The following is a 13,671-nucleotide window of genomic DNA, read 5'->3' on the forward strand; positions in this document are numbered from 1 at the left end:
ATTAAACAGCCAACGTTCTTAGTTGATCTGGTCTAAAACCTACAATAGTCACTCTTTCATCAGCAGTAGTAATAACAGGAACACTTCTGAATCCTTGTTCTTTAAGAGTATCTATATATTGTGGTTCATTATCAATATTAATTTCTTCAAAGTTAACATTTTGGTCAGCTAAGAATTTTTTTGTCATTTTGCATTGTGGGCAGTTATCTTTTGTATATAAAGTAATTGTTTTCATCTTTATCACTCCGTTTTTGTTGTTTTCTATAAATAATAGTATAGCTTTTTACCAAGAAAAGTCAATCTATAAACACAAGATATAGTGCTTAATTTTAATGTAAGCACAATCTTTAGTGATTCATTCTTTCACAAAACAATATTATCAAGCTTTCATGTGACTTTTCAATTAAAAATTTTTTTATTCAATCCTGATTCCTGTGATAATGATGAATTAAATGAATAAAAAGTCTTTATTGGATTAATGTGCTAAGATTCACAATTAGTAGTTGACGGCAAGGGGCATCAGGCCTTAGAATAAATAATAATGAGAATCGTTATCAATTTGTGAGGATAACGAAAAAAGGAGACCTTTTTATGGAGAGTGTTACGAAGTGTAAATTGAATCATGTGTATCAGTTTCAAGAGTTCAAAGGTTCTAAAAGTTATGAACGTCACTTAAATAATTTAGGGTTAGTGAGTGGTGTTGATTTATATATTGTTTCAAAACAAAAAGGACAACCGATTATTGTCGTGTTTAAAGGGACACGAATTGGCTTAGATGAAGAGATAGCTAAAGATATTCATGTGATTGAAAAGGAAGCAACAAGTGAGGCAGTCATGGAATCCATGGATTGTTTAAAAGTGGGAGAATCAGCCCAAGTGGTCAAAATTCTTGGCACAGGTGCACTCAAAAGGCGCTTGATGGATATGGGATTAACAAGAGGGACTCGAATTGAAATAAAAAAATATGCCCCTTTGGGAGATCCAATTGAAATTTGTGTTAGAAATTATGAGTTAACGTTAAGAAAAAAAGAAGCAGAACTAATTCTAGTAGAAAGAGAGCTTGATTAATGACAAAAGAAAAACACGTTGCGTTAGTTGGAAATCCAAATAGTGGAAAGACAAGTTTGTTTAATGAATTAACAGGTTCGAATCAGTCTGTGGGAAATTGGCCAGGAGTGACCGTTGAAAGAAAAAGCGGGCGATTAAAAGAGTTAACTACTATTGTATTGCAAGATTTACCAGGTATTTATTCGTTGTCACCTTATACACCAGAAGAAGTGGTGGCAAGAGATTACTTATTACATGAGAATCCTGATCAGTTGTTAAATATTGTGGATGGAACTAATATGGAAAGAAATCTATATTTAACAACACAATTATTAGAAACAGGAACGCCGATGATGATTTGTGTCAATATGATGGATGTTGTCAAAAAGGAAGGCACAATTATTAATTGCGAAAAATTAGCGTACGGTTTAGGCGTACCGGTTTATCCTCTGAGTGTTGTCAAAAAAGAGGGAATGAAAAAAATAAAAGAGCAATTAGAAAGTGATGCTTTTAAACAAAATAAAGTGGATAACTATCCTCTGTATGATGATAGGCTGGAAGTCGCACTAGACGAAATTAGTCAGCTAATTAAAAGTTATGTGCCAGAGCATCAGTTAAGATGGTTTACGATTAAATTTTTTGAACGAGATGCAAAGGTACTTGAGAATACAATAGTCTCAGAAGATATAAAAAAAGAAATCGAAGAGATTGTTCAACTGACAGAGAAAATCATGGAAGATGATAGTGAGAGCATTATTATTAATGAACGCTATGATTTTATTGCTCAATTAGTCGCTCTTAGCACAGTGAAATCTAAAGACTTTAAATTCACAGCAAGTGACAAAATTGACCGAGTAGTAACAAATAAATGGTTATCATTACCAATATTTGCAGCGATTATGTGGGCTGTTTACTATTTATCCATTCAAACAGTGGGAACTATTGGAACAGACTGGGTGAATGATGTTCTGTTTGGTGAGTGGGTACCCAATTTTGTGGGTCATTACTTAGACGTTTGGAAAATAGCGCCTTGGCTTCAATCCTTAGTTTTAGACGGTATAATTGCAGGAGTTGGAGCGGTATTAGGCTTTTTACCACAGTTAATAGTTTTATTTTTATGCTTGTCAGTATTGGAAGATTGCGGATACATGGCGAGAATCGCTTTTGTGATGGATCGTTTTTTCAGAAAATTTGGTTTGTCAGGCAAGTCATTTATTCCGATGCTAATTGCCACAGGATGTGGTGTGCCAGGTGTGATGGCAAGTCGGACAATTGAAAACGAAAAAGATCGACGAATGACGATTATGACGACAACTTTTATGCCATGTTCAGCGAAGTTGCCTATTATTGGCTTAATTGCAGGTGCTTTTTTTCCCAAAAGTAGTTGGGTAGCCCCGTCTGCTTATTTCGTTGGTATCGGCGCTATTGTGTTATCTGGTATTATATTGAAGAAAACAAAGTTATTTGGTGGAAAAGCAGCGCCATTTATTATGGAAATGCCAGCCTATCATTTACCGCGAATGAAAAATAGTGTCAGACAAACTTTTGATCGTTCAAAAGCCTTTGTAAAAAAAGCTGGAACTATTATATTTGCAAGTTCTGTCATGATTTGGTTTTTAATGAGCTTTAATTTTAGATTTGAGATGGTAGACGCAGGGGATAGTATGCTAGCGGCAATCGGAAAAACAGTTGCTTTCATCTTCGCTCCTCTTGGCTGGGGAAACTGGCAAACTACTATTGCTACAGTGACAGGTTTAATCGCAAAAGAAAATGTTGTCGGAACATTTGGTATTTTGTATGGTCATCAGGAGCTCGTGACAGAAACAGGCCAAGAGTTTTGGCCACTATTAAGTGCTAGTTTAACCCCGTTAGCTGGTTATTCATTTTTAATCTTTAATTTATTGTGTGCACCTTGTTTTGCGGCAATTGGCGCAATTCGAAGAGAAATGAATGATTGGAAATGGACAACATTAGCTATATCTTATCAATGTGGATTAGCTTATATGGTTAGTTTTATTATTTATCAATTAGGTCTTATCTTTGTTGAAGGAGCTTCTTTTGGCATGGGTCAGTTGATTGCTAGTTTATGTTTACTAGGCGTCTTAGCCATGTTAGTTAAGAAACCAAGGGTAAAAAGAGAAATGGTTGTTGAAGGCATTGAAATTCTATAGGAGGTTCTTATGGGAACAATAATATTAGCAGGTGTCATATTTTTAGGTGTTGGCATAGTTATCTATAAATATGGCATTAAAAAAGAAAAAACATGTGACTGCTCGTCAGTAGATTGCCCAGTTAAAAAGAAATAATGTGACAAAATTGTTCGTTCCTTGTAAGTTCAAGCGAGGGAAAAACAAGTTTTCTTTAGATAAGATAAAAGTAATGAGATATCTTACAGGAGGAGACGATTGTCGTGAAGAGAAGTTATATTTTATTTATAGGATTATTTATTCTTTTAGGTGGAGTATTCTTTGGTAGTCCACTACTAACAAAAAATAATACATCAGATGCCGCAATGGTGATTGACTTGTTCAATCCATTTGTCAAAAATACAGAAGTCTATGTTAAGACAACAGATGATTATGTTACTACCTATAAAAGTGGAGGATCAGATAAAGACAATTACGTATACGAAACAGTGAGTGTGAATGAAAAGGGACAAAAACGTGAGTTGAAATATGTTTCTTTTGAGAAAAAATTGTCACCTAATAAATATTTAAAAGTAACAACAAAAGGTCAAGATGTTAGACGGTGGGCAGAAGTAGAAAAATCAGAAGTTCCTGAAAAAACGTTAAAAGAATTGAAGTAAGAAGGTATCTTTACAGGATATCTTCTTTTTTTGTCGTTTAATTAGACCAAACAAGGAAAAAAAAGTGGGTGTCTTTATCATATACTCTTTTTGTAGAGCAGCACAGACAAATAAAAAGAAAAGAGTTGATTTAAGTATGATGGAAGAAAAATACGATGCAGTAGCAGTTGAGGAAATGTTTAATATGGTGATGGAAGATGTGAGTAAGGCAGAAAGTGATTTTGAAAAAACGCTTGGCTTTAAAATGTTGAAATACTCAGAGCAAAAAGATGCAAGAGAAATTATCTTAAAGCTTGGTGAGTGGATGTTTGATTATCATTTAGAATCAGTTGGAACATGGAGTACACGTGCTTTAGATGATGTATTAATTTCAATTTTCCCAATGAAAATAGTTGCTGGAAAATCATTTTTTGAAAAAGTGGAACCCGTTCTTGTAAAATTCTTTGAATATTTATATCATGCTGAATTACAAGAGAATGGTTTAGTATTAGCTGGACGAGTGAAGACTGTCTCAGTATTGATGTTCCATGAAGTAAGTGTCTTGTTAAAAGATAGTGATGATGAGAAGTTATTTGAATTAGGTGAAGAGATGGGCTTAGATATGTCTGATTTAAGTGATTTAGACCGTTTATATGAGTTTGTTAGACTGTTTGAAGCCTCTGAAAAAAAAAGCCAGAAAGTCAAAATTGTTAGTCTTATGGATGAAAGAAAAAGAAGAATTAATCACTAAAAAGTGATTGTAAATAAAAATACCAAGTGTTATAATTGTCTAGTCGGGGCTGTTAGCTCAGTTGGTAGAGCAACGGACTCTTAATCCGTGGGTCATGGGTTCGAACCCCCTACAGCCCATAAATCTCGACAGTAAGGAATGCTTAAACGTTGGTACATCGGTGATGTATGAGTGTTTAAGCATTTTTTTATTACCTTCTGACACCGTTTTGACTACGGTTAGATAATATTTATACAAATTATCTAACCGTAGTCAAAACTGATGCATCTTATTCATTCCATTTAAACTCAGTTGGTTCAAGAACTTTTGAACCACCAAGAGCATTTTTTCCGTTATAAAAATATATGGGATAGCGCTTGGTTTCTCCATCAACGACTGTTGAACTAAGTACCATACCTTGGATAGTACTAGCTATTTCACTTTTTTGTCCAGTTGGTAAAGCTTCGAAATCGGCAGTTACTTTTACATCAATATTCTTAGGATCGTTAATTTTTATTTCGCTCACTATTAGCCAAACAGTATATTCTGGATTAGGCTCTCCAGTATCAGTTGGATTTCCATCCTCGTCAATTGAACCATTTGCCCAAGCTTTTTTTAATTCTAAATTTTCTGCTATGTCTTTATTGTACTCTTCATTATTATCACTAGGCTTAGTTTTATTTTTTTGTTTTTTTTCTTTTGTTGTTTTCGTATTTTCAGATGAAACAATTGTTTTCTCCGTAATTTTTTCAGTTTTATTATTAGTATTATCTTTTTTCTCTAATTCTGTAAATAATCCGAAACCTAAGAATGCGATGACTGAAACAATGATTGAAATTATTTTTTTCTTTTTATCTGGTTTTTTCTTTGTAAAGAACCACGTACTAGTAATCCCCATTATAATTATTAATGTAAAAAAGTTGATCATGGTCATTCCTCCAAATTAAAATATTATTTGTAATTTATTATATTTAAAAGTACTAAAAATACAGACAAAAAAAGCAGGAACCTAGGTTCTCTGCTTTTTTGCTTCAGCGCAAGCAAGGTTTTGTAAGGGAAGGGGAAAACAAGACTTGCGCTTCAATTATTAGCCGAATAAATTAAATAAATTAATTTATATATTAAGCTTAAAACATAACTGCCGAACTGACAATATAAAAAGGACTTTATTTATTTTTCAAAAAAAAACAACCTCTCAAAAGTTGATAAATCAGCATTTAACACTTTTCATGTTTTGCATATTGATATGTATTTAATGATAATAATTTCAATTAAAATACAGTGTTAATAAAGTATTAATACGTTTTTAATAAATGAAAAATGGGGATAGAAAGAAATATTTTAGATAGGAAGGAAAATGTTGTATAATGAAAGGGATACAGTACATAAAATGTTATGTCAAGGAGGTCCAACATTGAAAAAAATATTAGTAGTTGATGATGAAAAACCGATTTCGGATATTGTTAAATTTAATTTGAGTAAAGAAGGATACGAGGTTTTTACTGCTTTTGATGGTGAAGAAGCAATTGAGATGGTAAGTGAAGTTGAACCTGACTTAATTTTACTTGATTTAATGTTACCAAAAAAAGATGGTTTAGAAGTATGTCGTGAAGTGAGAAAAAATTACGACACACCTATTATTATGGTAACAGCTAAAGATTCTGAAATTGATAAAGTATTAGGTTTAGAACTTGGGGCAGATGATTATGTAACCAAACCATTTTCTAATCGTGAATTAGTCGCACGTGTGAAAGCAAACTTAAGACGTCACGGAAATACAGCAGCTAAAGCCGAAGAAGATAACAACAATGAATTAAATATCGGTGCTTTAACGATTCATCCTGATGCGTATATTGTATCTAAGCGCGGGGAGACAATTGAGTTAACTCACCGTGAATTTGAATTACTCCATTATTTAGCTAAACATATTGGGCAAGTGATGACGCGTGAACATTTACTTCAAACTGTTTGGGGATATGATTACTTTGGTGATGTTCGTACAGTTGACGTAACGGTTAGACGATTACGTGAAAAAATTGAAGACAATCCAAGTCATCCAACGTGGTTAGTAACAAGACGTGGTGTAGGGTATTATCTACGAAACCCTGAACAGGATTAGAGGTTTTTACAATTATGAATCAAAAGAAATTACGTTTTTTTTCTTCCGTTCATTTTAAAATAGCACTGGTATTTGTACTTCTTTTGATGATCTCAATTGAAATTATCGGTGCTATTTTTATTCGTGAATTGGAAGCTTCAACGATTCAAACCTTTGAAGATAATATGACGTCGCAGGTAGATTCTTTGGCAACTAATTTAAGTAGTGAGTTGACAAAGTACCAAGATAATCCTAAAGAAAACAACTTAAAACGAACGCTAGTGGAATTTTCAAAAAGTGATGTACTAGAAGCCAGATTAGTTGATGATAAAGGGATTGTCATTGCGACAAGTGATCCGAATCTTCAAGGTGATATTGGTAAGAAAAATGATTATGAATCCTTTAATGCGTTTACCCAGAAAAAAGAGGAACGCAGAGATCCGGTAACAGGCGACCGTATATATGTGAATATCCAACAAGTATATTCTCCAACAGGAAACGCTGTTATTGGCTTTTTATATGTAAAAAGTGACATTGAAAGTAAATACCGACAGGTAAGTGATATTGCGCTTATCTTCTTTTATGCGTCCATGATTGCTTTAGTTTTCTCTTTAATTATTGCCTTACTGGTTGCTAGAACAATTACAAAACCAATTGGTGAGATGAAGCAACAAGCGGTGCGTATTGCTAATGGGGATTATTCAAGGCAAGTAGAAGTCTACGGTAAAGATGAGCTAGGTCAATTGGGTGAAACCTTTAATGAGGTATCTGCAAGAATTGAGGAAGCGCAAGAAACGATGGATGCTGAGAGGCGCCGTTTAGATAGTGTGCTATCTCATATGACAGATGGTGTTATTGGGACTGATCGTCGAGGGAGTATTATTTTAATTAATGACACTGCTCTGAATATTCTCCAGGTAAAAATGGAGGATGTGTTAGGCGAATCGATTCTAGCACTCTTAGATATTGAGGAAGAATATACCTTTAGAACACTATTAGAAGAGCAAGAAGAAACACTGATTGATTTTTCAGATAAACTAGGAGAAGCCATGCTTTTACGAGCAGAATTTTCGATGATTAGACGAGAATCAGGCTTTATTAGTGGGTTAGTGTGTGTGCTTCATGATGTTACTGAAAAAGAAAAAGATGAGGAAGAACGTCGTCAATTTGTGTCTAATGTGTCCCACGAACTTAGAACGCCATTAACAAGTATGAGAAGCTACATTGAAGCTTTAGTTGATGGTGCGTGGCAAGACCCAGAAGTGGCACCTGCCTTTTTAAAAGTGACACAAGAAGAAACTAACCGCATGATTCGTATGATTAATGACTTGCTACAATTATCGCGAATGGATTCAAATAAGATTGAATTGAAATTAGAGTTAGTCAATTTAAACGAGCTGTTTAATTACGTAATTGACCGATTTGATATGGTCATTAAAGATAGTGAAAAAAATTATGAAATCAAGCGCGAATTCACTAAACGCTCTATTTGGGTTGAAATTGATACAGACCGAATGATTCAAGTATTTGATAATATTTTGAACAATGCGATGAAGTATTCACCATCTGGAGGCACAATAACGTGTCGTCTACTTGAGACACATAAAAACGTGATTATTAGCATTTCTGATGAAGGATTAGGGATTCCTAAGCAAACTCTTGGAAAAGTGTTTGATCGTTTTTACCGAGTGGACAAAGCACGCTCAAGAGCAATGGGTGGCTCTGGTTTAGGTCTTGCGATATCAAAAGAATCCGTGAAGGCGCATGGCGGAAATATTTGGGTTGAAAGTGAGGAAGATAGAGGATCAACATTCTTTATTTCTTTACCTTATGAACCGTATGAGGAGGATCTTTGGGAATGAATCAAATAGGCGATAAAGTAGTAAAAATCAGTTTAATTGTATTGATTTTATTAAGTTTGGTTTTATCTTGGAAAATCTGGACAAAGCCAGCCAATCGTTCCTTAGCTGAAAAAGGAAAAGACCCCTCATCTGAATTGGTTCAAACTAAAAAGATGACAGAAGTGTATGTACCAACTAAGCTTTTTTATCATAAAGAAAAAGATAATTTGCTTTACTCAAACAAAGAAACAGTGATTAATAGTCTTCATAATAAATTAGTGGCACTTCATTATAAAAGTAATGAGGCGTTAGGTGAGAAGGAAACAAGAGAAGCGTTTTATGCGTTAAATTCATTTAATTTACTTTTTCCAAAAGAATTACCTGTTTCTGTTTATGAGAGTGTCTACAAAGCGGATTTTAAATTACCTAAAGAATTACAAGAATTTAATTTTAACCGAATTATTTATTCTTTTGATACTGAGAAAATCTATTTTGTGAATGCATCACTTAAGAAAAGTATTGCCTTTGATGTCAAAGGTGATAGTAAAACCTTAAAAGACATGGTGATGAATGAGAAAAAAAATAATTATTTTCCAGTAACTTTAGAACCTGAAAATATTTCAGGGATTTACTATATGAAGGATGAAATAAAATTAAAAACGTATAGTTATATTGTTGCGACACAATCATTTACAACATTTTCTAAAGCCTTTTTTGACCAGTCCAATGACTTGTATTCAAATGATAGTGAGAATGTAAACTTATCAAATGCAGAAGGTGAGTCGCTAACGATTCAAGCTGATAACGGAGAAGTTAATTATTTTGGTAAACTAAAATCCCAAGAATCAGACTCAAAAAATTCATTCTATTTTGATACGTTTCCTTATGTTGAAAATATAGGGAATACATTAGGAACATTGCGTTATTTTGATGTGAAAGATGGGGATATTACTTATCGAAACTACATTGAAGGATTTCCTGTTTTTGGTCAAAATATGAAAGGTCGTTTAGAAGTAATTGTTCAAAACAGAAATGTGTTTGTACGAACGAATCAAGAGATGATTCAGATACCGATCCCTTCAAGTGAAACAGTAACGTTGATGACGACAGCAGATTTGATGGCTGAATTAGTTTCAGCTGGTGTTGACACGTCATTAATCAATGATGCTCAAATTGGTTATGAATGGCAAACCAATGCTGAAACCAAACAAGCTGCTGATTTAGTACCAACTTGGTATATTCATTATGATGGTGCGTGGTATTCCCATAGTGAATTAGTGGGAAAAATTGAAAAAGGGGGACTCTAGAGAATGGATTTTAAACGAGTTGAAGGCATTTTTCTAGTTGTATTCCTCTTTCTAAATATGTTTCTATTTTATGTTTATCAAGAAGGGAAAACGTCTCAAGATACAATTTCAACTGGAACGATTTCGGATAATATTGAAGAAAGATTAACGGCAGATGAAATTAAAATTCCACACAAATTATCAGATAAAAATAGGCAAGGTTATTATTTATCTGCAGAAGAAAGTGAATTAGTAGTTGAAGCTAAAGCAGAGTTGAAAAGCACTGAATGGCAAGTAAATGACTCTCAATTAACGGCTCGTCCTATTCGGAAAAATGAGATGGAAATTGCTGATTCTGATGAGTCAAAAAAGGTTGAAGCCTTTATTTCTCAGAAACAAAATGTGGTGAATGGAAAAGATTACGTGCTTAATCGAAGCGAAACAAAACCAGGTAAAAATTATGTGTATAATCAAGCGTGGGAAAAAATCCCATTCTATGATGAAACCTCTAGATTATCGCTTATGATTTCTAAAAATGACTTGAATCGCCCGATTATCGAAAGTTATGAGCAGACATATTTAAATAATATTGAACCACTTCGAGAGCAACAAGCAGTCATTTCTGAAAGAGAAGCAATTATTAGTTTGTATACAAATAATAGGTTACAACCAAGTAATAAGATTAAATGGATTAACTTAGCCTATACGAGAATTTTTACTGTTAGAGGGAAAAATGTCTACATCCCAGCATGGTTTGTGGCAGTTGAATCCAATAAAAATTCTGTTCAAATTGAACGAGTGAATGCTTTTTCAAGTGCGGTAATTTCTTCAAATATTTCAGAAGTGAAAAATTAGTTGATTTGTTATATACTGGTGAACAGTATAAGCGTTTAGGAAGGAAGAGTTTGTGTGGTAGAAAATGGATTTAAGGTGAGCGTTCTTGCAAGTGGTAGTTCTGGAAATTCATTTTATGTCGAAACGGGTCAAAAACGACTGTTGGTGGATGCTGGATTAAGTGGAAAAAAAATTACTAATTTGCTTGCTCAAATTGACCGCAAACCAGAAGATTTAGATGCTATTTTAGTCACACATGAACATCGAGATCATATTCATGGAGTTGGCGTTTTAGCCAGAAAATATAAATTAGATGTCTATGCCAATGAAAAAACGTGGCAAGCAATGGATCCGTTAATTGGTGAAGTTAGCTTTGAACAAAAGAATATCTTTAACATGGGACAAGTTCTTACGTTAGGTGATATTGATATTGAAAGTTTTGGTGTGTCACACGATGCAGCTGACCCGCAATTTTATCAGTTTCATAAAGATAATAAAGCCTTTGTGATGTTGACAGATACAGGCTATTGTAGTGACCGTGTTAGAGGGATTATCAAAAATGCGGATGGCTATTTAATGGAGAGTAATCATGACTTAGGTATGCTTAGAATGGGACCTTATCCGTGGAGTACGAAACAACGTATTTTGAGTGATAAGGGTCATTTATCTAATGAAGATGGCGCTATTGTTGCAACAGATGTGATTGGTGATAAAACTAAGCGCATTTACTTGGGCCATTTAAGTAAAGAAAATAACTTAAAAGAAATAGCTCATATGACCATGACTGAAACATTAATACAACATGATATTGATGCGGTTAGTAAAGTTAAAGTGATGGATACAGATCCAGAAAAAGCGTGCCCATTATTTGCAATATAAAAAGAGGTTGACCTGTAATAACGGTCAGCCTCTTTTTTCGTACGTTGTTATTCTTGGAAGTTACTTTGTTTTAAGCTTTCTTTTTGTTTTTGTTGTTTTTCTAGTAATTTAGCAGAATCTTGGTCTAGTTTAACAGTTTTGCTTTGTTTTCTACCATTGTGATAGAAAGTGATTTCCATGTCGTCACCAATTGTTTTATGGTAAAGAACAGTTTGAAGTTCAGATTTATTGTTGATATCTTTGCCATCTAATTGTGTGATGACATCATATTTCTTAAGACCAGCTTTTTCAGCAGGAGAATCTTTTTCAACATCTCCAACAACAACACCGCCAGTTACTTCGTCGCCTTTAAGTTTAAGAACATTTTCACGTTCTTCAGCACTAACTGCATTTAAATCAATCATTGTAATACCTAGCATTGGACGAACAACTGGTTTGCCTTTTTCTAATTGGTTGATGATTTTAACAACATCATTACTAGGAATGGCAAATCCCATACCTTCTGCAGAGACACCAGAAGCTGCTTGAGCAATTTTACTTGAGTTGATACCTATAACTTGTCCACTTGAGTTAACAAGAGCGCCACCTGAGTTACCAGGGTTAATGGCAGCATCTGTTTGAATGGCGTTACTGCTGATTAATTGACCATCTTCTGTTTGGTTACTAATCATACGGTCTTTAGCAGAAACGATACCTTGAGACACTGAGTTAGAGAATGTAGAACCTAATGGAGAACCCATTGCTAAAGCTGGTTCACCTACTTTAATATCATTGGAATCAGCAAATTCAGCAATATTTGAAACATTTTTAGATGGGATTTCCAATACAGCTAAGTCACTGTAGACATCTGTTCCAATAATTTTAGCTTCAGTTTTTTCACCGTTATTAAATAAAATATTAACAGCATCCGCACCAGCAACAACGTGGTTATTTGTTACAATATAAGCTTTGTTGCCGTCTTTACGGTAAATAACACCACTACCTTCACTAGCTTCGGCTAACTCGCCTGTATCTTTATTTTTTTCAGATGGTCCAAAAATACGCTCTAAATCTGAAAGTTCAGTTTGCTGTTTTTGAAGAGTAGTAACAGAAACAACTGCATTTTCCATTTTCTTCACGGCTTTAGTTACATCTGTTGACACATCTGCTTTTGCATTTTGAACTTTTGTTTTACCACTACTATTTACTTCACTTTTTGAAGGTGTGCTTGTTAAGGGCTCATTGTTGTTGCCACTATTATTGTTGATTACAGTATACCCACCAACTACTAACAATCCGCCTAGAGCACCGGCTAGAAGTGATACACCAAAACGCTTGATGTAACTATTATTTTTAGGTTCGTTTCGTACGAACTTTTCCTGACTAGATTTTGAAGAACTACTGTTTTCTGGGGTAACGTCTTTTCTAGGATCTTTTTTCATTATATGCGGTGATAAACACCTTTCCTCCTTTAAAATACTTTATATATTTATTATAATTTGTTTGATGAGTTAAGTCTAACCCTCAATTTTGAAAAAAAAGTGAAGAACTTTGGGTCAAAAATCTTTTTTTTAAGGAAAATTGATGAATTTAACTAAAAAAAATGAGAAAATAAAGAAGAAGAACAAAGAGTTTTCCACATGAGTTATCAACAGCAATGTGGATAAATCGGTGAATAACTAAAAATAAAGACATTTATTTGTGTATAAACTTGTGGACAAGTGTGGATAACTCTTGAAACAGAACTAATAGGAGAAAAAAATGAAAATAAAAATTGTAGCTGTAGGAAAATTAAAAGAAAAATATCTGAAACAAGGCATTGCAGAATATGAAAAAAGATTAGGAAAATATTGTAAATTTGAAATCATTGAAGTACCTGATGAGAAAGCCCCAGAAAATTTAAGTGAGGCAGAGATGCTCCAAGTTAAAGAAAAAGAAGGGCAAAAAATACTAGCTAAAATTTCAGACAGTGACTATGTATTTGCGTTAGCTATCCAAGGAAAAGAAATCACGTCAGAAGGATTCGCAGAACAAATTGACCAACTTAGTACTAGAGGAACTAGCTCATTTACTTTTGTGATTGGCGGCTCTCTTGGTTTATCAGATGAGGTAATGAAAAGAAGTGATGCTCAAATTTCATTTGGGAGATTGACTTATCCACATCAGTTGATGCGATTGATATTGACGGAGCA

Annotated in this window: 14 protein-coding genes and 1 tRNA gene; 12 read left to right on the forward strand and 3 right to left on the reverse strand. The window is 33.9% G+C overall.

The annotated features are described in order from the left end of the window. Window position 1: 1 nt before the first annotated feature. The gene (gene nrdH, locus RR554_RS06005) at window positions 2-235 is read right to left on the reverse strand and encodes a glutaredoxin-like protein NrdH (protein ID WP_332463362.1); all 234 of its coding nucleotides are present in this window, start codon (window positions 233-235) and stop codon (window positions 2-4) included. A 356-nt stretch (window positions 236-591) separates the two neighbouring features. Here nrdH and RR554_RS06010 point away from each other — a divergent pair, with 356 nt between their 5' ends. The 6 genes from RR554_RS06010 (at window position 592) to RR554_RS06035 (ending at window position 4,702) form a co-directional block, all read left to right on the forward strand. Continuing rightward, window positions 592-1,068, forward strand: coding sequence for a FeoA family protein (locus RR554_RS06010; RefSeq protein WP_332463363.1), 477 nt, complete (start codon window positions 592-594; stop codon window positions 1,066-1,068). Next, entirely contained in the window at window positions 1,068-3,218 is a 2,151-nt protein-coding gene (gene feoB / locus RR554_RS06015) for a ferrous iron transport protein B (RefSeq protein WP_332463364.1), read from the forward strand. The genes RR554_RS06010 and feoB overlap by 1 nt, the downstream gene beginning before the upstream one ends. 9 nt (window positions 3,219-3,227) lie before the next feature. After that, entirely contained in the window at window positions 3,228-3,353 is a 126-nt protein-coding gene (locus tag RR554_RS06020) for a FeoB-associated Cys-rich membrane protein (protein ID WP_332463365.1), read from the forward strand. Window positions 3,354-3,457: 104 nt separating this feature from the next. Continuing rightward, window positions 3,458-3,853 (forward strand): YxeA family protein, encoded by a 396-nt coding sequence (locus RR554_RS06025; protein ID WP_332467628.1) that lies wholly within the window; start codon window positions 3,458-3,460, stop codon window positions 3,851-3,853. Between the two features lie 136 nt (window positions 3,854-3,989). Next, window positions 3,990-4,583 carry a hypothetical protein gene (locus tag RR554_RS06030; protein WP_332467629.1) on the forward strand — a complete coding sequence of 198 codons (594 nt, stop codon included), beginning with the start codon at window positions 3,990-3,992 and terminating at the stop codon, window positions 4,581-4,583. Between the two features lie 46 nt (window positions 4,584-4,629). Next, a tRNA-Lys gene (locus tag RR554_RS06035) sits at window positions 4,630-4,702 on the forward strand. Window positions 4,703-4,851: 149 nt separating this feature from the next. On the opposite strand, the gene RR554_RS06040 is transcribed toward RR554_RS06035, so the two are convergent. Next, complete coding sequence (locus RR554_RS06040) at window positions 4,852-5,490, reverse strand: hypothetical protein (protein ID WP_332467630.1); 639 nt, start codon at window positions 5,488-5,490, stop codon at window positions 4,852-4,854. Between the two features lie 486 nt (window positions 5,491-5,976). Here RR554_RS06040 and yycF point away from each other — a divergent pair, with 486 nt between their 5' ends. The 5 genes from yycF to RR554_RS06065 are packed head-to-tail and all read left to right on the forward strand — an operon-like array spanning window position 5,977 to window position 11,500. Next, a complete protein-coding gene (gene yycF, locus RR554_RS06045) occupies window positions 5,977-6,681 on the forward strand; it encodes a response regulator YycF (RefSeq protein ID WP_332463369.1) in 705 nt (234 codons plus the stop codon). A 14-nt stretch (window positions 6,682-6,695) separates the two neighbouring features. After that, a complete protein-coding gene (walK, locus tag RR554_RS06050; protein WP_332463370.1) occupies window positions 6,696-8,522 on the forward strand; it encodes a cell wall metabolism sensor histidine kinase WalK in 1,827 nt (608 codons plus the stop codon). Next, window positions 8,519-9,808, forward strand: coding sequence for a YycH family regulatory protein (locus RR554_RS06055; protein ID WP_332463371.1), 1,290 nt, complete (start codon window positions 8,519-8,521; stop codon window positions 9,806-9,808). Before walK ends, RR554_RS06055 begins: the two co-directional genes overlap by 4 nt. A 3-nt stretch (window positions 9,809-9,811) precedes the next feature. After that, a complete protein-coding gene (locus tag RR554_RS06060) occupies window positions 9,812-10,642 on the forward strand; it encodes a two-component system regulatory protein YycI (RefSeq protein ID WP_332463372.1) in 831 nt (276 codons plus the stop codon). Between the two features lie 54 nt (window positions 10,643-10,696). Next, entirely contained in the window at window positions 10,697-11,500 is an 804-nt protein-coding gene (locus RR554_RS06065; protein WP_332463373.1) for an MBL fold metallo-hydrolase, read from the forward strand. Between the two features lie 47 nt (window positions 11,501-11,547). Here the strand turns inward: RR554_RS06065 and RR554_RS06070 are convergent, their stop codons facing one another. Next, complete coding sequence (locus RR554_RS06070) at window positions 11,548-12,921, reverse strand: S1C family serine protease (protein WP_332467631.1); 1,374 nt, start codon at window positions 12,919-12,921, stop codon at window positions 11,548-11,550. A gap of 319 nt (window positions 12,922-13,240) precedes the next feature. Between RR554_RS06070 and rlmH the strand changes: the two genes are divergently transcribed. Then, on the forward strand, window positions 13,241-13,671 hold a 431-nt coding region (gene rlmH, locus RR554_RS06075), incomplete at its 3' end, for a 23S rRNA (pseudouridine(1915)-N(3))-methyltransferase RlmH (protein WP_332467632.1).

It is taken from the genome of Vagococcus sp., from assembly GCF_036639995.1.
GTDB lineage: Bacteria > Bacillota > Bacilli > Lactobacillales > Vagococcaceae > Vagococcus.